The organism is Clostridium tertium, assembly GCF_017873245.1.
Taxonomy (GTDB): domain Bacteria; phylum Bacillota; class Clostridia; order Clostridiales; family Clostridiaceae; genus Clostridium; species Clostridium tertium.
In genome coordinates this window covers 213,021-233,703 of the sequence record NZ_JAGGJY010000003.1, presented here as the reverse complement: position 1 = coordinate 233,703, position 20,683 = coordinate 213,021, and the positions used below count along the sequence as shown (strand labels likewise).

Below are 20,683 nucleotides of genomic sequence, written 5' to 3'. Positions count from 1 at the left end.
TTATAATAACTTTCTAATATTAATATATGCAATATAAAAATATTTTTAAATATATTCTTCTAATAAATAGAAAAATTATAAAGCATTCCATTATTTTAAGTCCTAAATTCTTAAATTATCAAAAACAATCTTAAATGTTGTACCTATGCCCTCATTGGATTCTACTTCTATATTCGCACAATGTAAACTTAATATTCTCTTTACTATAGTTAACCCTATACCATTACCTTCTATTTTTTGACGACTTTTATCTCCTCTATATAATCTTTCAAATATAAATGGCAAATCCTCTTCCTTTATTCCTATTCCTGTATCTATAACTTCTACTATAATTTTATTATTATCTTTATATAAATTAATACTTACACTTCCTTCATTCTCTGTAAACTTAATTGCATTAGTTATTAAGTTTATAAATACTTGTCTTAACTGATCCTTGTCTCCATGAATAATGTAAGTTTCATCTTTTTCTATACTATAATTAATTTTTATATTTTTACTCTTAGCTTCTAAATAAAAATCTTCAGCTAATTCAATAATAAATTCGTCTAATAAAATATTCTCAAATTCTAAATTTATACTTTCATCTTCAAATTCTTTTAATACATCCAAGTTATTTAATAACTTTCCAAACCTTATTACTTCATCATTTAAAGATGATAATCTTTGATTAGATACTGGGAAAATCCCATCTATCATTGCTTCAAGGTTATTTTGTAAAACATTAAGAGGTGTCCTTATTTCATGGGATATATCTGACACAAGTCTCTTCCTTAACATATCCTGATTTTTTAACTTCTTACCTAATATATTTATACTTTCTCTTAATTCTTCAATTTCTTCAATATCACTTTTTGCATTTGACTTTGCTGCAAAATCTCCTCTTGAAAGTCTTTTAGATATGCTTGCTATCTTTTTAATAGGAATTGATAATTGCTTTGATATATACAAACTTATTATGATTATAATTAATAATGTAAATATACCACTTAATACAATACTTTTATTTATGGATGATTTAAATTCCAAGTCCTCTTCTGTCAATAGCACCGAAGAATACTGCCCAACTTCTACATTACCTACAATTTCTCCATCTACAACTATATCAAAATTTTTAGTAACATATACACCACTTTCTTCTGTATTCATGCCATTAAAATGACTAGTATCTCTTATATCTGATGGATCCATTCCCCAAACTACTTTTCCATTAGCATCCTTTAGAGTCAAACAATAATTACTCATATAAGCTTCATGCATTATCTCAACAGCAGAGTTTTTAGTCCATTTTTTATCCCTTTTATAAACTTCTTCAAAGTACGAAACTATTCTCTCATTTCTTTTATCTTGAATATCTATCATATACTTATTAAATTTAGTATTAATGGTGATATTAACAAATAATATGATTAATATAATTGCTGAAATAGAAGATACTAAAAATGATATACTAAGCCTTTTTCTAATACTTTGCATTTATATATCACCACCAAATTTATATCCAACTTTTGTAACTGTTATTATATACTTCGGATTCTTAGTATCTTCCTCAATTTTCTTTCTTATATTCTTTATATGTACATCTATAGTCCTATCATATCCATCAAAATCAATACCAAACACAATTTCAATTAATTGTTCCCTAGATAAAACTTTTCCTTTATTAATTAATAATGTATATAAAATATCAAATTCACTTGGTGTAAATGATATTTCTTCGCCTCTAAGCTCTACTATTCTCTTTTCATAATCTATCTTTAATATTCCATCATTAAAAATATCACTTATTTTTTCACTTGTATTTATTCTTCTAAATAAAGCATTTACCCTTGCCGTAAGTTCTCTTGGGCTAAAGGGTTTAATTAAATATTCATCTGCTCCAATGTCTAAACCAACAATTCTATCGTTTAAACTAGCTTTTGACGTTAACATAAATATATATACATCAGAAGTTCTTCTTATAATTTTACATATCTCTTCTCCATCTATATCTGGTAGCATCAAATCTAAAATAACAAGCTGAAAATCTATTTCCTTAAAAACTTCTAATGCTTCCATTCCAGAGTTACATACACTTACATTATATTTATCTTTTTCTAAATATGCCTTTAGTACATTAGCCACACTTTCCTCATCTTCTATTATTAAAATATTACTCATGTTCTACCTCCTTATTTCAATATTTAGTCATATAAACTTTAACAAATTATTTTGAAGGTATTATGAAGATGCTTTAAATACTATTTGATTTCATGTCCGCAATATGGACAATATTTATATTCTGAATCAACTACCTTACCACAACTTTTACAAACACTATTTATATTATAATCATAACCATAATTATCATTAATTTCATGTAAATCCCAATATGTTATATCTATATTTTCCCCTCTTTCTATCATCTTCCCCTTTTCCTTAGAAATAGAAAATATCTTCTTGCAACTTCCACATTCTACATAGTATTTTTCATTCCATTTGAAAATAGGTATAAAAAATAAATGGAAAAATTCATAATGCTTTATTATTCTTGCCATACTTAATCTATTACAACTCTTACATGTTAAGTTATTTATTATTTTGACTTCTTTTTCTTTGTTTTCTATTCCAAAAATCCCTATAAAGAACATAACTCTTCTCCTTTATACAACACTTAGCTTATTATATTTGTTTTATAATATTTATTTTATCATCTTTAAAATAAATAAGAAGTCAGAATTCATAATAACTCTAACTTCTTATCAAAAATAATATTTATTTATACTCATATTAACGCTTATAGTATTGTTTCTATTGTGATTCTTTTCACTTATTACTAAAATCCTTGCTTCCATAGGAGCTTCAATCCCATTATATATCATTTAATAGTCTCCTCTATGACTTTATTATTATTTTAGTATAACTACAACTCCTATTTCCCATTATTATCAAAACTATATCTTATCTTTTTCCATGTATCATAAATATCTTTTTCTATTTCTCTTGTTAATTCTTTCTTTTCTTCTTCAGTATAAAAAATTGAATTGTTTATGTTTTGCTTTTTATAAAATAAGTTTCTTATTGACTTATTCAAGCTACAATGTTTATTTATGTCTATACTAGCAACCATATTCTCACCTCCTTAAATTATATTCTACTACTATCATAAGATGATTTATTGTCAATTTCGTTACAAATTATTCTAACTTTAGCATATTTAATGAAATCTTAAGAATTACAGTAAGGATATACCATTTTATAAGTCAATTATTTTAATTTCTAATCTAAAATGATGTATCATACAATTTTATATTTTAAATTAAAGGAGCTGTTCACTAATTAATTAGTGTGACAGCTCCTTTAAATATATTTTTATTTATTTTCCTCTATTAGTGCTTCTATTTTACCTCTGCATCTACTTGCACCGCAAAATCCTGTTCCTGCACCTGTTGCTTCTTGAATTTTTTCAAATGTATCAGCACCATCTTTAATAGCTTGAACTATTACGTCCTTTGATACACCCTTACAAAGACAAATTATATCCATATTATCCACCTCTTTATAACTATATATGTTTCAATTAATAATCTACATAATTAAACCTAATAGTATTAAATATTTATCATACTTATTTAATTAAAATGCCGAAATTGAAATCATATATTATTTTTTATATAAGCTACCAAAATAATAACTTTGATTATATAATAACAATTATTCTCGTATTATACAATTATAATTTTTATTGTAACCTATATATTATCATTAATATTATCTTCAAAAGTTGGATTTTTATTATAAAATCAACGCCTTTGTAGTATTTACCATTATCTATAAATGCATCTTTGCACCTAATTCTATTGCTGATTTATTTAATTCATAATATTCTTTTTTACCATGAATTCTAATAGAGTTTAAAACATCTTCTATAGTAATAATCTTTAATTTTTTAATTAAGAAACCAAGTAATATCATATTTGCATTTCTTTTATCTCCAAGCTCTTCTGCTTTTGATTCAGCATTTATCTTATATACTTCTATATCACCAAAATCAGTTTCATCTTTTACCATATCTGAATCTATTATTAAAGTACCATTATCCTTCATTGATTTACTGAATTTATCTAAAGATGGCTTATTCATAACAACAACTATATCTGCTTCTGATATAATAGGAGATCCAACTTCTTCATCAGAAATTATAACTGAACAATTTGCTGTTCCACCTCTCATTTCAGGACCATAAGATGGTAGCCATGAAACATTTAATCCCTTATCCATTGCTGCATAAGCTAGAAACTTACCCACAGTTAATATTCCTTGCCCACCAAAACCTGCAAATATAATTTCTTTTTTTATCATTCTAATTATCCTCCTTCTTTAAATCCTTTTTAACACCTAAAGGATAATATGGAATCATATTATCTCTAAGCCACTTTAAAGAATCAATTGGAGATAAGCCCCAATTAGTTGGACATGTAGATAAAACTTCTATAAATGAATATCCTAATCCTTTTATTGAATTATCAAAAGATTTTTTAATTGCTTTTTTAGCTTTTGTTAAATTTGCTATATTATCTACACTTACCCTTTCAACATAACATGCACCATCTAAAGTAGATATCATTTCTGATACTCTTATTGGGTAACCCTGAACCTTAACATCTCTTCCATATGGAGATGTCTCTGTAATTTGTCCTTCCAAACTTGTAGGTGCCATTTGCCCACCTGTCATACCATATATGCAATTGTTTACAAAAATAGTTACAATATTTTCTCCTCTTGCTGCTGCATGAACAACTTCTCCGGTTCCTATTGCTATTAAGTCTCCATCTCCTTGATAAGTAAAAACTGCTTTATCTGGGTTAGCTCTTTTAATACCTGTAGCAACTGCTGGAGCTCTTCCATGTGCTGCTTGAAACATATCACAAGCAAAATAATCATATGCAAGTACAGAGCATCCAACTGATGCAACTCCTATAGTTTTATCTAATATTCCTAATTCCTCTATTACTTCTCCAACTAGCTTATGAATTATTCCATGAGTACACCCCGGACAATAATGTGTAGGTACATCTAAAAGCACCTTTGTTGGCTGATAAACAATTCCCATATTACATACCTCCAATAATAGATTTTATATATTTGTATATCTCATCTACTGTTGGTATCATTCCGCCTGTCCTACCATAAAATCTAACTTCTTCTTTTCCATTTACAGAAAGCTTAACGTCTTCAACCATTTGTCCACAATTCATTTCTACAGATAAATATCCATGTTTACTTTTCCCTAAAGTCTTAGTAAAGGCTTCATTAGGAAATGGCCAAGTAGTTATAGGTCTTATTAACCCTAAGTTTATCCCTTCCTTTTTTGCAAGGCTTATAACACTTTTGCATATTCTTGCTGTTATACCATAAGAAACTAATATTAAATCACAAGATTCTTCACAATTATATAATTCATATTTAACTTCATTTTCTTTTATTATCTTATATTTTTCTTGAAACTCCATATTAAGTCCTTCAAGTCTTTCTGGATTTAACTCTAATGAATTTATTATATTATGTTTACTTCTCTTTCCTAAACCGTTGGCAGCCCAAGTTTTTTCTGGTAATTCTCTTTTTTTATTTTCTTTAAATTCAACACCTTCCATCATTTGTCCAATCATTCCATCAGCCATTATCATTACAGGTGTTCGATATAAATCGCTTACATCAAATGCTTCGCAAATTAAATCTATCATTTCTTGAATAGATGCTGGAGCATAAACTGGCACATTAAAATCTCCATGACCTAAACCCTTATTTACAAATAAATAATCCGATTGAGCAGGTTGTATTCCACCAAGTCCTGGCCCACATCTAACTACATCAACTATCACACAAGGTACTTGTGCTGCTGCTAAATATGAAATTCCTTCTGTCATTAAGCTTATTCCAGGGCTAGATGATGAAGTCATACACCTAACTCCAGTTCCTCCACAGCCATATACCATATTAATAGCTGCAATTTCACTTTCTGCTTGCAAAAAGACTCCATTAACCTTTTGCATATTCTTTGCCATATATGCTATTAATTCAGTTTGAGGAGTTATAGGATATCCAAAAAAGCATTTACATCCAGCTCTAATAGCTGCTTCTGCTATAGCTTCATTACCTTTCATTAAGAACTTTTCACCCATAGTTATTCTCCTACCTTTCAATTGTTATTACACAATCAGGACAAATTTTTCCACAAGATGCACAAGCTATACATTGTGCTATAAGATCTTCCTCTATTCCAGCTGGATGATATCCCTTACTATTAAAATTTTCTTTAAAGCTTATAATTTTTTTAGGACATATATTTATACAATGACCACACCCTTTACACCTTTCCTCTTTAAATATAACCTTAGCCATTTAATTCCTCCTCATTATTCCCAAGGCATGTCCATATATAATTCTATAGGTAATATTTCTCCATTAACTTTATCCTTTATTACCTTTTCAAATTTTTTGGTACACACAGTGTATTTGTAAGGAATGCTTAAAAACTTAGATAACTCCAAAGATTCAATATCTCCTTTCAATATATGTTTAGATTCTGTTTCCTTCATCATGTGAGTATTTGATATTATATCAGTAACTTTTAATCTACTTGCTGATTCTATGGATTTTAGATATTTACTTGCCATTCTACAACTTAAGGTTTCTGATCTTGAATTATTTAAAACATAATACATTGAATAGTCTTCATCTTCAAAATACTTATTATATACTCCCAGAACCTTTGCCCCTACATCATCTCCACCAATATCCAATATAACTTCATATGATTTATCATTAAATACAGATAAAATTTCTCCTGATAGCACCATTAGCTCCGCATTAACTAAATCCTTTCTTGTGCTTATAACTCTTATCTTGTAATCACTTTCTAAAGTTTCTTTAATATCTCTTACACAAAAATAAGGATTTATTGTATCCATATCAACTAATGCTACCTTTTTACCTTCCTTAGCCATTTTAATAGCATAATTAATTGCAACTTCTGTCTTACCACTACCAAAGTGTCCAGTAAATATCTTAATCCTACTCACACTAACACTCCCCATTAAACATTCTTACTAAAAGTATACTTTATATTGCATTTATTATGCAATTAAAAGTGCTATAACAAAATTGACATTTTCAAATTTGTTGTAGCACTCTTTTTATAATCCTATTACTTTTACTATTACAGGAATAGTTATTATTGATAATAACGTTGTTACAAACACTACTATCGCCCCATATTCCTTTTCTTTATCAAAATCAGCTGCAAATATTGATGTCATAGCTGCTGCTGGCATAGCTTGAATAACTATAATAGTATCTATTACACTTGAATTATCTTTTATAATTAATTTAATCATATAAATAGCAAGTGGTATTACTATTAATTTTATTAAGGCTCCATAATAAACTGATGCTTCTTTAAATATAGATTTAATTTTAACCTTTGATAATATACTTCCAACTATAATCATCGATATTGGTGCAGTCATATCTCCTACTATCTTAGTTGTATCTAAAATAGATGCTGGTAACTTTATATTAAATATCATTATAGGTATTCCAATATATACTGCAATTATTGAAGGATTTAATAATACCTTTTTTATATTTTCTTTTGATAACTTATCTGAAAATATCATTACTCCATATGTCCATAAAAAAATTGTAAAAACCATATTAAATATAGATGTATAAACTACTCCCTCTACTCCAAATATACTATTTATAATTGGAAATCCAATAAATCCACAGTTAGAAAAGAAATTTGCAAAATGTAATATCTTCTTCTTTTCTCCTTTTAAAGGCTTTAATAAAATATAAGATATTATTCCACCCAAAATCATAAATAAAATGCTATATATAAATGCAGTTATTATATTTCTTCCCATTCCTTCATCAAAAGAAAAGCTAAACGAATTTATAACTAATAGTGGTAATGTGATTTCTAATAATATTCTTCTTAAACCTTTGTTAACATCATCATTTATTATATGTTTTTTAGTTCCATAAACACCTATTAAAATAATTAAAAACAATGCTATTATTTTATTAAAAACTATAATCCTATCCACCCCCTAAACTATCATTTCATCTTATTATATACAATTTATTTATCTAAGGACTACTTTATCTTTATAAAATTTGCAAATATGATTCTATACTTTTCTACTAATAAAGATATTTCTTTATTGTTTATTTAATCATAGTTTAGTTATTATAAAAGTTAAAATCTATTTACTTATTACAGATTTTAATTTATAAATTGAAAAATTAAATTAATTGTTGATATATTACTTATAATTTGGTAATATATATGCTGAAATAAATATATAATATTTAATGTAATATAATTTTTAAGTATAAGGGAGTAGTTAGCTCTATTTTAGAATGAGTTACTAAGTCAACATATTGAACATAGTTCTGGCTTAGTATTGAATAACGAGACTTATGCGTAGCTTTGCTACGTATAAGTCTTTTTTATTTGTTTATTATTTTATTTGCTTATCATCTATAAAAGTCAATAAAATCCTAAATATTAATTTGGATTTTACAATAAATTCTATAATAAAGGAGTTACATATTATGGGTTTCTTTTCAATTTTTATGACAGGAATAGGCTTGTCTATGGATGCCTTTGCTGTTTCTTTAGCTAAAGGTATTTGCTTAAAAGAAGATGAATTTAAATACTCTTTTAGAGTTGCATTATTCTTTGGTGGATTTCAAGCCTTAATGCCTCTAATCGGTTGGTGGGCTGGTAGATATTTTGAAAGCTATATAAAGTCTTTTGATCATTGGATAGCTTTTATACTACTTGGAATTATAGGTGGAAAAATGTTAATAGAATCTATTAAAGAGATTCGTGGTGGAGAGAAAGAGCTAGCTTTAGAATGCGAAAGAGATGAATTTTCTTATAAGAAGCTAACTATATTAGCTATTGCAACTAGTATCGATGCCTTAGCAATTGGAGTTAGTTTTGCATTTCTAAGTGTTAGTATTGTTCCTTCTGTAATAATAATAGGAATAACTACTTTTGTATTAAGTTTTTTTGCTGTTTTTCTTGGGAAAAAGCTTGGAGAGTATGTCCAAAATTATGCTGAAATAATCGGTGGAGTTATTTTAATAGGTATAGGAATTAAGATATTATTTGAACATTTGATGTAAAATATATCAGAGTATAGCTTTTTCTGCTAATTATGAAAATATGATAATTTAAAATTATATGTAAGAAATCAAAGGGGTATCACGTTTCGTGATACCCCTAAACATAGAATTTTTTATATTTAAATTTATTAACTTCTAGATAAATTGAATTTCTTGTTTTTTCATACAACTACATTTAGCAATACCAATTTATTTTTGCTGGATTTGGCTCATCTATTATAGCTACTTTACGTAAAGCCTCCTCCATATTTTTGCACTCTCTTGCTGCAATTTCCTCATAAACATCACTATCAGCATTAACACCAATAGATGTATATGCTATTGCAGCAGCACCATAAAAAGCAAGTCCTAAAGAACTCGTTACAGTGTTAATTGTTGCAGTTGTTGCTCCAATTGCTCTAGCTGAAGCTTGTGCAGCTGAATTTCCTTCTGCTTCTCTTGCTGCTATTTGAACTTCCTTAATAATTTTCTTTGCCTCTGTTAATTTCATATTCCCTTCTAACCATTCATCAACTGCATTCAATGCATTTTTTAAACGTGTATCCTCTGGATAATCTTTTTCATAAATAAGTAAAATATGCTCCCTTGCATAGTCATTGCACCATTTTACGATTGTATTTTTACTTTGTGTTTCTATTAATCTCATAAGAGAAACAATATATGGTGAATCTGCTTTTCCAAGCATTTTTCTTACTTTAGCCATAATAACTCCTTTTTCTTAAATACCTTTTAATTTAATGATCTCATAATATGTAATTTTATTTCTTAAATTATTATACCTTCAAAATGGTCTATTTCATGCTGAATAACCTGTGCAGTAAATCCAGTGAATGTCTGTTTATGCTTTTTAAAATTCCTATCAAGATATTCTACCTCAATTGCTTCATATCTCATTGTTTTTCTGAAGCCACTTAAAGATAAACAGCTTTCTTCTGCTTCATAAACTTTATCTTTCTTTACTATAACCGGATTTACCATAGGAACTATTATATCACCTATACTAAATACCAGTATACGTTTTTTAACTCCTATCATATTAGCGGCCATACCAACACACTGCTCTAAATTTGCCCTTAACGTATCCACTAAATCATCAATAACCGCTACATCTGCTTTTGTTGCATATTCCGATTTCTGTCCTAAGAATAATATATCTTTTACAATTGGTCTTATCATCTTTATTCCCACCTTTTTAATCACATTCTTTAAAGATATAAGTTTGTTAAGAAACCCAACTCCTTTTTATCACTTAGCATAATTTTATAGCCAAGTTTATGTTTGGAACATAAACCATTTAATCTATATCTTATTAAATGAATAACGTAAATAAGATACATTATTCAAATTGATTCTTTGATTTTTTGAAAATTATATCTACGGAAGATAAAACTATTATAACAAGTATGTTAATTCCAAGTACTGTTATAAAAATATAAATAAACCATTCAGATAACTTATTTCTCATAAGTGAAATAATAATTAAAAAAATATCAATAATTCCAAAACATATTCCTATAACTCGGCTTAACTTCTTATATTTTTCTTCTCTTTTTGTAGTACCATATACTTCTATAAGTGAACTTCCTTTGCCCATAAAAAATATAACAGTCAGAAAGGCAAATACTATAGCTAGTATATATACTATTTCAATCGGTACAGTAATTTTTATAACGGTACATCTCCTTAAAAATTCTTATTAAACTATTTAGTATTATAATACAATTTTAATGTAAATTATATATTTAATTATTAGATATTAGTAAAAATCTAATCCATTTATTATACGATTCTCCGTAATAGTAGTAAGTGAAATCTTTTATATAAAAAGAATGACAGTAGATAGCTTTGCATATAATCAAATCTATCTACTGTCTCCGTTCAATAATCTATATATAGTAACATATTTTAAAATAATAATTTTGCTGCTCCATAAATCCCAGCATCATTATCAAGTTTAGCCAATTTAAATTCAACTTTCCTTACAGAATGAAATGCATATATTTCATAATTTTGTTTTACAGTTTCAAGCAGTAATTCTCCTGCCTTAGATACACCGCCTCCAATAACAAATACTTCTGGATCTAATATACACGCAATATTTGCTAAAGCTCTTCCTAAAATTTCTCCAAACTTGTTGATTACTTTTAATGCTAGTCCATCTTCTAATTTTGCCGCATCGAAAATATCTTTAGCCGAAAGTTTTTCTTTATCTATTAATATTGATTCTAATGTTGTATCCAGAATCAATTTTTTTGCTATATTTACTATTCCTGTTGCTGATGCATATTGTTCTAAACAGCCTTTTTTCCCACATCCACAACTTTCAGTTTCTTCTTTACATACATTAATATGCCCAATTTCTCCAGCCGAACCATTAACGCCAGGTAATAGCATTCCATCTATAATAATTCCTCCACCGACGCCAGTTCCTAATGTTATCATAATAATATTTTTATAACCTTCTCCGCCTCCTTTCCACATTTCTCCTAGGGCAGCAACATTTGCATCATTTCCAGCTTTTACAGGTAGTTTAATTAACTCACTTAAATTTTTTTCTATATTAAATACTTTCCAGCCTAAATTCACACAATTTTTAACTATTCCATCATTATTAATAGGTCCTGGTACTCCTAGACCTATCCCCTCTACCATTGATTTATCAATATTTTTCTCTTCTAGCTTATCTTCAATAGATTTCACTATGTCAGCCAGAATATATTTGCCACCTTCATGTTTTCTAGTTGTAATCTCCCACTTTTCTACTAAATCTGCCTTTGGTGTAAACAAACCTAATTTAACTGTTGTTCCTCCAATGTCTACTCCTATTAAATAACTTTTCATAAAAATTCACCTCGATAAGTTCAGTTAATTAAATTAATTTATAAAAGCTATAGATTCATATGGTTTTAAAACCATCTTAGATTCTAATTTTCTATTTTCATAATTAGTAATAACACATTTATAATTTTCAACATAATCAATATCCAATGCTACTTCAACTTCCTTGTCATAAAAGTTGTTTATACTTATCAATGTTTTCTCATTATATTCTCTCTTATAAGCAAACACTGATTCACTATCTTCTAATATTGGTATATATTTCCCATATGCAATACAATCATATTTTTTCCTTAATGATATTAACTTTTTGTAATGATATAAAATAGAACTTTCATCTTTTATACTTTCTTCAACATTTATTTTTTTATAATTATTTATTACACTCAGCCAAGGCTTACCATTACTAAATCCTGCATTTTCTAAACTATTCCATTGCATTGGAGTTCTTGAGTTATCTCTTGAACGTTCTTGTAAAGCTAAATATATTTCTTCTTCACTCATACCCTCTTCTTTTAAAATATTGAAATAGTTTATACTTTCCACATCTACATATTGATTAATATCTGTAAAATATGCATTTGTCATACCTATTTCTTCACCTTGATAAATATAAGGTGTTCCTCTTAATAAGTGTATCATTGTCGCTAACATTTTAGCTGATTCTTTATGATATTTCCTATCATCGCCAAATCTAGAAACTATACGTGGCTGATCATGATTACACCAGAATACAGCATTCCAACCATTTCCTTCTTCCATTCCTATTTGCCATTCATTTAATAATCTTTTTAACTTTGAAAAATCACATTCTTGTAACCCCCACTTATTTTGATTTTTATAATCTACTTTTAAATGATGAAAATTAAAACACATAGATAATTCTTTTTCTTCAGGATTTGAATATCTTATACAATTATCTATACTAGTTGAGGACATTTCTCCTACTGTTAGCATATTATTATCTATCATGCCACTATCCCCAGCCAATTCCTTTAATAATTCATGAACCCTATGGCCATCCGTATAGAATCTTCTACCATCCCCTTCCGTATCATCTTCAAATACTTCAGGTTTAGATATTAAGTTAACTACATCAAATCTGAATCCCTTTATTCCCTTTTCCATCCAAAATCCTAATATTTTTTTCAGTTCTGCTCTTACATTAGGATTTTCCCAATTTAAATCTGCTTGAGTTTTATCAAATAAATGTAAGTAATACTCATCAAATTTTTCTATATACTCCCATGCAGATCCACCAAATTTTGATATCCAATTGGTAGGAGCCGATCCATCAGCCTTAGGCTTCTTAAAAATGTAAAAATCTTTATAATATTGATCACCTTCCAAAGCTTTCTGAAACCATATATGTTCTGTAGATGTATGATTAAACACCATATCATACATTAATCCTATTTCTCTTTTGTTAGCTTCTTTTATTAATTCATCAAGATCATCCATCGTCCCGTATATAGGATCTATATTATAGTAATCAGCTACATCATAGCCATTATCATTTTGTGGTGAAACAAAAAATGGAGTAATCCATAAATAATCTACTCCTAGAAATTTTAAATAATCCAATTTTTCAGTTATTCCTCTTAAATCTCCTGTTCCATTATTTGTAGTATCCTTAAATGATTTAGGATATATTTGATATACCGTGCTTTTTTTAAAGTCTAACATACTCCTCACTCCCAGCTTATTTTTCTCTTGTACTATTTTTAGTATCTAAAAATTCTAAGTCTTATTTAGTACAATAGTGTATATGTTAATCTAATAATAGACCTTCCGCAAACTTGTTTGAACAACTTCATTGTATCACAGTATAATTCATTGTCAATATATTTATAAGACTATATTTAATGCTTTCCCCCCAGTAATAAAACTTAATTTTTTTATCGCTATTTATATAGAAAAAAAGTCTTTGAATGTATCTAACAATATGTAAAGTCTTAAGTATATCTTTATATTTACCACTAACAGTTGATTTTTTTTTATCATTAAAGTATAATAAATCCTAACTTGTATAAACAAGTTTATTATTCTTGAAAGGATTGGTAGGTAAATGAATATTATAAATACTCCTTTTAGTTATTTCGGATCTTATATGTCGATTAAATATGAAAATTCTAATCCATCAAATACTGGATTATTTTTAAAATCTTTAAGAGCAAAATCACGTGGTCACATGAATGTATTAAAAATCATACCATTAAAAAATAATACACCTATTGAATATACTTATTCTGCAGATTACTCTAGCATAATTTTAAGCTTTGATGGTGGAGAAATATCAATCTGTTTCGATACTGATTCAAGAATATTGTTATATGGTAAAGGTGCTGACGTAGGTTTAAGATTAGACACCCAACCAGTTTATAACTTTGAATTTAACTATTATTTAGGAACTGAGGGTAATGAATATTCAATTATTAACAGTTATAAAAACTTAACTAAATTTTTAGTTTTTGCCCCATCTGGAAAAGTAAATTTAACACAAAATATTTTATATGATGATACAGGAAGCACAAGCGAATCTGAAAACGTATCATTTATAGATATAACTTCAAGTAATGCTGAAGACTTTAAATGTGTAATTCAAGATATTCCAACTCATACAGCACTTCCATTTTATAAGGAATATGACTTCGAAGAATGTCGTGCTAATAGCCAAAAAGCTTTCGAAAGCTTTTGTGCACTTCAACCTGTAGTTGATGAAAAATATGCTAAAAGTCTTTTATATGCATCTTATATAAATTGGTCTTCTACTGTTAAACCTGAAGGATATTTAAGAAGATATACAATGTTTGCTTCTAATAATTACTTTTTAGGAGCGTGGAGTTGGGATCATTGCTTCAATGCTTTAGGATTAGCTGGCGTTGATAACAATTTAGCCTTTGATCAAATGGAAGTATTATATGATTATCAAGATGAACTTGGTCAAATTCCTGGTTCAGTAAGTGACTCAACCCTTAGATGGAATTTTACTAAACCTGCTGTTCAGGGATTATTCTATAGTAAGATGATGAAAAAAATGGACTTTACAAAAGAACAATTAGAATCAATCTATAGTCACGTAGAAAAACAAGTACTTTTCTATGAAAAGTATAAAGATTCTAATAATGATGGAATTATTGAATATACCCATGGTAATGATTCTGGTCAAGATAATAGTACTGTTTTTAAGGATGCTATTATAATTGATTCTCCAGACTTAACAGCATTCTTAATCAAATCCATGGACACACTTTCTGATATTGCTAAAAAATTAAATAATGAAGAAGGAAGGCTTTATTGGAATAATAGAGCTGATGAGCTAACAAAGAAATTTATTGATTATTTTATAGTTGATAATCTTCCTGTTGCTCGTGCAACTAGAACTGGTGAAATAATTCACAGTAATGCTCTTCTTCCACTTATGTCTATAGTTTTAGGTAAGAGATTACCTGATGAGATACGAAAATCTATGATAGATTTATTAAGTAGTAAGAAATATCTAACTGATTGGGGCATTGCTTCTGAAGCTATTGATAGTGACTTATATCAAGACGATGCATATTGGCGTGGTCCTATATGGGCTCCAACTACTCTACTATTAGTAGAAGCCTTTGAAGATTGTGGTGAAACTGAATTAGCTATGGATATAGCTAGAAAATATTGTAATCTTATTAATAAAAGTGGCTGTGCAGAAAACTACAATGCAATAACCGGTGAAGCTTTAAGAGATAAATCATTTACTTGGACTGCAAGCACATTTATATACTTAGCTTCTAAATTATATAAATACGAAAATAAATAAACCAATTATCTACTAAAAGCATATCATAAATTACACCTTATTAAATATGATATTTTTCAACAAACTGAAAGGAACTATTTAAAATAGTTCCTTTCTTTTCTATCTTTTTATTCTTTGAGATTGATCATAAAATACAAACTTCTCTGGTACATGTCTAGATTCTGTAAACTCAAACATTACTCCATTAGCATTATATGTATAGTTATTAACTGTAATGACACAATTATATCCATTTAAGTCTAAAAACTGTTCATCTAACTTAGTAGCCATTTTCCCTGTGATCATTCTTTTTGTAGTAATAATATTTTCTTTTAATTCATTTTCCATATATTCATAAATTGAAGTTTCAGCTATCTCTTTAGTAAGACCTTTAGCTATACTTTTTAGAAAATAGTTATGATCTAATATTAAAGGTTTTCCTTCTATAAATCTTAACCTTTGAATATAATATACTTCCTCTCCAACAGGTAGTGATGTCTTCTTACTTACTTTCTCATCTATTACTAATTCTTCAAAATGTATAACTATAGTTTTATTTTCCATTTTATTTCTAATAGCCGATTCCTTAAATGTTTCTGTATAATCTAAAAGGAACTCTGATTTCTTGTATGGTTTATATATTATTACAACGCCCTTACCTTTTATACTTTGAACATAACCTTTTGATGCAAGTTCAGAAATTGCTCTTCTAATAGTATTTCTTGAACAACTATACTCTTCTATTAATGTATATTCAGATGGCATTAATTGTTGGTATCCGTATGTTTCATTTTCAATTTTAGCTTTTAAATCTTTATATATTTCATAATATTTAATTTGTGACATATCCCTATCTCCATATTATAAATTTTACTTTACTATAATAATATAATAGTTTGCTATTATAAACAATAAAAAAGGGGAATTGCTTCCCCTTTTATTAATTATACTTCGTCTTCTACATCTATAAACTTTTTACTTCTTGATAATATAACTGTTAATCCAACTGTTATTACAAAAGTAATAGCCATTCCAGTAAAGTAAATTCCCCATTGTTCTGGATATACTGATAAGAATGAGAATATTCCTCCAACTCCTACTGATGTTGCTTTTATATTGTTGTATGCTAAGAATGCACTTCCTGCAGCACTTCCTAACATAACTGCTATAAACGGATATTTAAATCTAAGATTTACTCCATATATAGCTGGTTCAGTTATACCTAACCATGCAGATATAGTTGAAGTAACTGCTATACTCTTAGATTTTTTGTTCTTAAGTATAAAGAACATTGTTAATGCAGCTGTTCCCATAGCTAATGTAACCGTTTCTCCAATTGGCCATAGTGTTACGTATCCTAATGTACCTGCCATTTGTAGATTAACACCTAAGAATAAGTGATGCATACCTGTTATTATAAGTGGTGGATTTATAAGTCCATATACAGCTCCTGCTAAAACTGGTGCTACATCAAACAAATTAACTACTCCATCTGTTATTAAGTTTGCTCCTGCCATTGTAATAGGTCCTATTGCCATAAAAGTTACTAATCCAGTAAATAGTACTGCTAATGGTGAAACTAAAACTAATTGTATTGTATCTGGTAATATTCTTTTTAAGAAGTTCTCAGTTTTTGCAATAATAAATGCAGCAATTAATACAGGTACAACTTGTCCTTGATATCCAACTTGTGCTACTTCTAATCCAAATATGTTCCATACTGGTGCAGCATCTGGGTTAGCAGCATAATCATATGCTGACATTAATTGTGGATGTACTAATACAAGCCCTAAAACTATACCTAGTACTGGATTCCCACCAAACTTTTTAACTGCAGACCATCCAATTAATGCTGGTAAGAAAGTAAATGCCGTATTTGCTATTAAATTTATAATACCTACAATTCCTGAAATTCCTGGATAAGCTTCTAATACTGATTGTTCAAAGAATATCCCCGGGTTAGATAACATATTATTTAATCCCATTAATAAACCAGATGCTACTATAGCTGGTAAAATCGGAATAAATATATCAGCTAATATCCTTACTCCTCTTTGAAGAATATTATTGTTTTTATTTGTAATCTCTTTAACTTCTTCTCTAGAAACCTCTTTAGCACCTGTTTGTACTACAAATTCCTTGTACACCTTTTCAACAAGGCCAGGTCCAATTATTATTTGAAATTGTCCACTAGAATCAAAGCAACCTTTCACTATTTCTAATTTCTCTAATTCTTTAACATTAACTAACTTTTTATCGTTTAATATAATACGTAAGCGCGTTACACAATGTGTTGCACTATTAACGTTTTCTTTTCCACCAACTAATTTAATAATTTGTGAAACATTTCCTTTAATATCCACTTTGCATTCCCTCCTCATTAGATGTTTAAACAAGTCTCTTGTTTGAACATCTATAGAATATCACTTATTGATATCGATGTCAATATTTTTTTGTTTAAACAAGTGCAAATTGAAATAAACACCTTTAACCGTTTTCATATAGTGATATTAGCTACTTATAAAATACTTTCAATTACTTCTATTGGATATCATTTTAAATCTTTCATTTATTTCTATGAAATATTTCTTAGTACTCTTTCCATATCCTATATATCATCATTTTCACAAAATCTTCTATTAATCTTATATCAACAAACTTTTTCATCTTTAATAATTGTATAAAAAACTACGCTTTTCATTATATATAATTTCTCATAATCTTCTAACATAGCTAACACAAAATCCCCAGATTTATCTTTAATGAAAATATATATAGGCTTCATTATTTATTCTTCTTACTAAATTCTTTAAACTTTTAAAATCACTATTATTAGGTAACATTACTTATAGATACTAATATAATATTAATGATGATGTTTATACCAATATCAATATAAAGGAGTACTATATGTATAATAACCAATTCTTCTCTTATCCCTATCGCATGGATCAATCTGATTATCTCTCCTTCAATTCAATGTGGAGAAACACAGTACAAAAATTTGCAGCCCTTAGTGGTACCGTTACAATGATTGAAGACTTTTACACAGGTCAAGATGATGCATCAACAGGATGTTATAAATTAATATCGATAGAAACAGTTGACATGGGACCTGTAAAATTTATAATTTCTCCAGAAACTTATTTTGTAAATCATGTAGTTATTGATGTAGGAGACGATGTAACTGGATTTTACGATGCAAATGCACCTGTTATGCTTATTTACCCTCCACAATATCGTGCAATTGTTATGGCTAGAAACACAGGAGCTGAAAATGTTACTGTAGACTATTTTAATAATCAACTTTTAAGCAACGATGGAAATTTACAACTACTCATTGGCTCATCTACAGAAGTAATTTTAACAAATGATCAGATTTTTAATATGTACCCTGGAAATAGAAACCTAATTGTTGTTTATGGACCTACAACCTTTAGCATCCCTGCCCAAACTACTCCATATAAAATCATTGTTCTTTGTTAAATCAAAATATGTTATATTAATTCACATAATTTATTTACATCACAGCCTTTCTAAAAATGGGATTACCTTTAAATTCTAAAAAGTTTAATAAAGGCTTCCCGTTTTTTGATAGAAGTTACATGATTGGTAATCTCTTTTTCATTCTTATCCCAAATTACTACTTATTGGTTAAATATTTTTTTAATATTTATTTAATTGAAATTATAAAATAAGCCAATGATACTTATTAATATCATTAGCTTACTTTTAATATCCTAAAAATTTTATTTAATTTTAGCTTTACTTAATTACATAACCAATTAATAGGTTGCCACATATATTGCATTAATTATTACAAAATTCTTTACGGATAATACAAAGGTATCTTTTTTAGATTGTAGTTTTAAAAATGCTATTATGTAACCAGAGTGATACTACAGGTAATAATTTTGTTGCTACTCCTATAACTATAGAAACAACTCCAGTATAATATGTAATTTTATAAACTTGCAATGCTCTTTCTTTACCTATATATATCGGTAATGTGTATCTTTTATTTTCTAAATCATCTTCCATATCACAAATATTATTAGCCAACATTATATTAGATATTTCTAAATTAATTATACTTTGATCATATATATGAATATAAACAACTAAAAATGTAAGTAAAAATCCTTGTGTCATTCCTGAAAAAATCTCTCCAAAGGGAGTTCTTGATATAGGAATAAGTCCAAATGAATATAAATTTCCACTAATTTAAAGAAACTGCTAATTTCTACTTGTTGTTCCCCAATTTTATCTTATAGCTGATTAAATTTTCCTATAATAATTTATTATATTTTTCTTAGAATAACTGGTTTTTACTAGTCATTTTTATTTTCTAAATAGTCTTTTTCATTTCTAAGTGTTAGTATTATCACTTCTATAGTAATAGGATTAACCAATTTTGTATTAAGCTTTTTCTGTTGATTATAAAAATATGATGATTTTAAATTATATGTGGGAAATTAAAAGCAAAGAAAAAAGTGCTCCATCCTCTCAATATTAGCACTTTTTCTAAGATTCATATATTTTTCTTCTTTTTCCATAGTACTATATACTTTTATAAGGGAACTTCCTTTACCTGTCAAAAATATAATAGTCAGAACAGCAAATACTATAATCAGTATATATACTATTTCAATCGGTGCATTAATCTTTATAATAAAACACCTCCTTAAATAAGATTCCTATTACTACAATATTAAAAATTATTATACATATAATTAATTTACATAAAAAAGTTTCAATTAATTTAATTACATTTATAATGCGATAATATAATACTATTCATACGGGTTTTATCTTTTCATCTTCACTTGAATAACTAATATCTATAATTATTACTACTACTTAAAGCTAAAAATACTCTTACCT

The 20,683-nt window shown here is 27.7% G+C and carries 24 protein-coding genes; 3 read left to right on the top strand and 21 right to left on the bottom strand.

The features are described 5' to 3' along the window. Positions 1 to 102: 102 nt before the first annotated feature. The 11 genes from J2Z25_RS06290 to J2Z25_RS06240 all read right to left on the bottom strand — a co-directional run bounded on the left by J2Z25_RS06290 (position 103) and on the right by J2Z25_RS06240 (position 8,090). A complete protein-coding gene (locus J2Z25_RS06290; protein ID WP_209739171.1) occupies positions 103 to 1,476 on the bottom strand; it encodes a sensor histidine kinase in 1,374 nt (457 codons plus the stop codon). Beyond that, positions 1,477 to 2,160, bottom strand: a complete 684-nt coding sequence (locus J2Z25_RS06285) for a response regulator transcription factor (protein ID WP_097034427.1) — start codon at positions 2,158 to 2,160, stop codon at positions 1,477 to 1,479. An 80-nt stretch (positions 2,161 to 2,240) separates the two neighbouring features. Then, positions 2,241 to 2,630, bottom strand: a complete 390-nt coding sequence (locus J2Z25_RS06280; protein WP_209739169.1) for a zinc ribbon domain-containing protein — start codon at positions 2,628 to 2,630, stop codon at positions 2,241 to 2,243. Between the two features lie 281 nt (positions 2,631 to 2,911). After that, the gene (locus J2Z25_RS06275; RefSeq protein WP_008677058.1) at positions 2,912 to 3,109 is read right to left on the bottom strand and encodes a hypothetical protein; all 198 of its coding nucleotides are present in this window, start codon (positions 3,107 to 3,109) and stop codon (positions 2,912 to 2,914) included. A gap of 242 nt (positions 3,110 to 3,351) precedes the next feature. Continuing rightward, complete coding sequence (locus J2Z25_RS06270; RefSeq protein WP_008677056.1) at positions 3,352 to 3,525, bottom strand: (2Fe-2S)-binding protein; 174 nt, start codon at positions 3,523 to 3,525, stop codon at positions 3,352 to 3,354. A gap of 285 nt (positions 3,526 to 3,810) precedes the next feature. After that, on the bottom strand, positions 3,811 to 4,341 hold the full coding sequence (locus J2Z25_RS06265; RefSeq protein WP_209739167.1) for a 2-oxoacid:ferredoxin oxidoreductase subunit gamma family protein: 531 nt from the start codon (positions 4,339 to 4,341) through the stop codon (positions 3,811 to 3,813). A gap of 1 nt (position 4,342) precedes the next feature. Next, the gene (locus J2Z25_RS06260; RefSeq protein ID WP_209739165.1) at positions 4,343 to 5,092 is read right to left on the bottom strand and encodes a thiamine pyrophosphate-dependent enzyme; all 750 of its coding nucleotides are present in this window, start codon (positions 5,090 to 5,092) and stop codon (positions 4,343 to 4,345) included. 1 nt (position 5,093) lies between these two features. Then, a complete protein-coding gene (vorB, locus tag J2Z25_RS06255; RefSeq protein WP_209739163.1) occupies positions 5,094 to 6,161 on the bottom strand; it encodes a 3-methyl-2-oxobutanoate dehydrogenase subunit VorB in 1,068 nt (355 codons plus the stop codon). Between the two features lie 10 nt (positions 6,162 to 6,171). Further along, positions 6,172 to 6,381 (bottom strand): 4Fe-4S dicluster domain-containing protein, encoded by a 210-nt coding sequence (locus J2Z25_RS06250; protein WP_209739161.1) that lies wholly within the window; start codon positions 6,379 to 6,381, stop codon positions 6,172 to 6,174. 14 nt (positions 6,382 to 6,395) lie between these two features. Continuing rightward, positions 6,396 to 7,061, bottom strand: a complete 666-nt coding sequence (locus J2Z25_RS06245) for a nucleotide-binding protein (protein WP_097034424.1) — start codon at positions 7,059 to 7,061, stop codon at positions 6,396 to 6,398. Between the two features lie 114 nt (positions 7,062 to 7,175). Further along, entirely contained in the window at positions 7,176 to 8,090 is a 915-nt protein-coding gene (locus J2Z25_RS06240; RefSeq protein WP_209739159.1) for an AEC family transporter, read from the bottom strand. Between the two features lie 511 nt (positions 8,091 to 8,601). On the opposite strand from J2Z25_RS06240, the gene J2Z25_RS06235 reads away from it, so the two are divergent. Continuing rightward, entirely contained in the window at positions 8,602 to 9,180 is a 579-nt protein-coding gene (locus tag J2Z25_RS06235) for a manganese efflux pump MntP (protein WP_008677042.1), read from the top strand. Between the two features lie 175 nt (positions 9,181 to 9,355). Here the strand turns inward: J2Z25_RS06235 and J2Z25_RS06230 are convergent, their stop codons facing one another. From J2Z25_RS06230 to treC, 5 genes are all read right to left on the bottom strand, one after another. Beyond that, a complete protein-coding gene (locus J2Z25_RS06230) occupies positions 9,356 to 9,883 on the bottom strand; it encodes a putative immunity protein (RefSeq protein WP_209739157.1) in 528 nt (175 codons plus the stop codon). A 62-nt stretch (positions 9,884 to 9,945) separates the two neighbouring features. Next, positions 9,946 to 10,356 (bottom strand): peptide deformylase, encoded by a 411-nt coding sequence (locus J2Z25_RS06225; protein WP_008677038.1) that lies wholly within the window; start codon positions 10,354 to 10,356, stop codon positions 9,946 to 9,948. A gap of 160 nt (positions 10,357 to 10,516) precedes the next feature. Then, positions 10,517 to 10,807, bottom strand: a complete 291-nt coding sequence (locus tag J2Z25_RS06220; protein ID WP_342451342.1) for a DUF3784 domain-containing protein — start codon at positions 10,805 to 10,807, stop codon at positions 10,517 to 10,519. 278 nt (positions 10,808 to 11,085) lie between these two features. Further along, positions 11,086 to 12,021 (bottom strand): ROK family glucokinase, encoded by a 936-nt coding sequence (locus J2Z25_RS06215; RefSeq protein ID WP_111928102.1) that lies wholly within the window; start codon positions 12,019 to 12,021, stop codon positions 11,086 to 11,088. A gap of 33 nt (positions 12,022 to 12,054) precedes the next feature. Next, the gene (gene treC, locus J2Z25_RS06210) at positions 12,055 to 13,704 is read right to left on the bottom strand and encodes an alpha,alpha-phosphotrehalase (RefSeq protein WP_008677032.1); all 1,650 of its coding nucleotides are present in this window, start codon (positions 13,702 to 13,704) and stop codon (positions 12,055 to 12,057) included. A gap of 424 nt (positions 13,705 to 14,128) precedes the next feature. Between treC and J2Z25_RS06205 the strand changes: the two genes are divergently transcribed. Further along, a complete protein-coding gene (locus tag J2Z25_RS06205; RefSeq protein WP_235840769.1) occupies positions 14,129 to 15,820 on the top strand; it encodes an amylo-alpha-1,6-glucosidase in 1,692 nt (563 codons plus the stop codon). 99 nt (positions 15,821 to 15,919) lie between these two features. On the opposite strand, the gene J2Z25_RS06200 is transcribed toward J2Z25_RS06205, so the two are convergent. The 3 genes from J2Z25_RS06200 to J2Z25_RS18780 all read right to left on the bottom strand — a co-directional run bounded on the left by J2Z25_RS06200 (position 15,920) and on the right by J2Z25_RS18780 (position 18,584). Further along, positions 15,920 to 16,645, bottom strand: a complete 726-nt coding sequence (locus J2Z25_RS06200) for a UTRA domain-containing protein (RefSeq protein WP_008677027.1) — start codon at positions 16,643 to 16,645, stop codon at positions 15,920 to 15,922. A gap of 98 nt (positions 16,646 to 16,743) precedes the next feature. After that, entirely contained in the window at positions 16,744 to 18,162 is a 1,419-nt protein-coding gene (locus tag J2Z25_RS06195) for a PTS transporter subunit EIIC (protein ID WP_235840770.1), read from the bottom strand. 287 nt (positions 18,163 to 18,449) lie between these two features. Next, complete coding sequence (locus J2Z25_RS18780) at positions 18,450 to 18,584, bottom strand: hypothetical protein (RefSeq protein WP_280915884.1); 135 nt, start codon at positions 18,582 to 18,584, stop codon at positions 18,450 to 18,452. Between the two features lie 125 nt (positions 18,585 to 18,709). Between J2Z25_RS18780 and J2Z25_RS06190 the strand changes: the two genes are divergently transcribed. Further along, positions 18,710 to 19,285 (top strand): hypothetical protein, encoded by a 576-nt coding sequence (locus J2Z25_RS06190; protein ID WP_097034417.1) that lies wholly within the window; start codon positions 18,710 to 18,712, stop codon positions 19,283 to 19,285. A 369-nt stretch (positions 19,286 to 19,654) separates the two neighbouring features. Here J2Z25_RS06190 and J2Z25_RS06185 read toward each other — a convergent pair whose 3' ends face one another. Both J2Z25_RS06185 and J2Z25_RS18965 read right to left on the bottom strand, forming a co-directional pair. Beyond that, complete coding sequence (locus J2Z25_RS06185; protein ID WP_008677021.1) at positions 19,655 to 19,951, bottom strand: UbiA prenyltransferase family protein; 297 nt, start codon at positions 19,949 to 19,951, stop codon at positions 19,655 to 19,657. Between the two features lie 323 nt (positions 19,952 to 20,274). Beyond that, entirely contained in the window at positions 20,275 to 20,427 is a 153-nt protein-coding gene (locus tag J2Z25_RS18965; RefSeq protein ID WP_366934909.1) for a DUF3784 domain-containing protein, read from the bottom strand. Positions 20,428 to 20,683 lie beyond the last annotated feature (256 nt).

Bases quoted from the DNA above. Each gene is read 5' to 3' on its own strand.
- J2Z25_RS18780 (WP_280915884.1), bottom strand. From the start codon at position 18,584: ATGAAGCCTATATATATTTTCATTAAAGATAAATCTGGGGATTTTGTG.
- J2Z25_RS06230 (WP_209739157.1), bottom strand. From the start codon at position 9,883: ATGGCTAAAGTAAGAAAAATGCTTGGAAAAGCAGATTCACCATATATT.
- J2Z25_RS06235 (WP_008677042.1), top strand. From the start codon at position 8,602: ATGGGTTTCTTTTCAATTTTTATGACAGGAATAGGCTTGTCTATGGAT.
- J2Z25_RS06205 (WP_235840769.1), top strand. From the start codon at position 14,129: ATGTCGATTAAATATGAAAATTCTAATCCATCAAATACTGGATTATTT.
- J2Z25_RS06275 (WP_008677058.1), bottom strand. From the start codon at position 3,109: ATGGTTGCTAGTATAGACATAAATAAACATTGTAGCTTGAATAAGTCA.
- J2Z25_RS06185 (WP_008677021.1), bottom strand. From the start codon at position 19,951: ATGACACAAGGATTTTTACTTACATTTTTAGTTGTTTATATTCATATA.
- J2Z25_RS06190 (WP_097034417.1), top strand. From the start codon at position 18,710: ATGTATAATAACCAATTCTTCTCTTATCCCTATCGCATGGATCAATCT.
- J2Z25_RS06260 (WP_209739165.1), bottom strand. From the start codon at position 5,092: ATGGGAATTGTTTATCAGCCAACAAAGGTGCTTTTAGATGTACCTACA.
- J2Z25_RS06290 (WP_209739171.1), bottom strand. From the start codon at position 1,476: ATGCAAAGTATTAGAAAAAGGCTTAGTATATCATTTTTAGTATCTTCT.
- J2Z25_RS06225 (WP_008677038.1), bottom strand. From the start codon at position 10,356: ATGATAAGACCAATTGTAAAAGATATATTATTCTTAGGACAGAAATCG.
- J2Z25_RS06265 (WP_209739167.1), bottom strand. From the start codon at position 4,341: ATGATAAAAAAAGAAATTATATTTGCAGGTTTTGGTGGGCAAGGAATA.
- J2Z25_RS06215 (WP_111928102.1), bottom strand. From the start codon at position 12,021: ATGAAAAGTTATTTAATAGGAGTAGACATTGGAGGAACAACAGTTAAA.
- J2Z25_RS06285 (WP_097034427.1), bottom strand. From the start codon at position 2,160: ATGAGTAATATTTTAATAATAGAAGATGAGGAAAGTGTGGCTAATGTA.
- treC (WP_008677032.1), bottom strand. From the start codon at position 13,704: ATGTTAGACTTTAAAAAAAGCACGGTATATCAAATATATCCTAAATCA.
- J2Z25_RS06250 (WP_209739161.1), bottom strand. From the start codon at position 6,381: ATGGCTAAGGTTATATTTAAAGAGGAAAGGTGTAAAGGGTGTGGTCAT.
- J2Z25_RS06270 (WP_008677056.1), bottom strand. From the start codon at position 3,525: ATGGATATAATTTGTCTTTGTAAGGGTGTATCAAAGGACGTAATAGTT.
- J2Z25_RS06280 (WP_209739169.1), bottom strand. From the start codon at position 2,630: ATGTTCTTTATAGGGATTTTTGGAATAGAAAACAAAGAAAAAGAAGTC.
- J2Z25_RS06200 (WP_008677027.1), bottom strand. From the start codon at position 16,645: ATGTCACAAATTAAATATTATGAAATATATAAAGATTTAAAAGCTAAA.
- vorB (WP_209739163.1), bottom strand. From the start codon at position 6,161: ATGGGTGAAAAGTTCTTAATGAAAGGTAATGAAGCTATAGCAGAAGCA.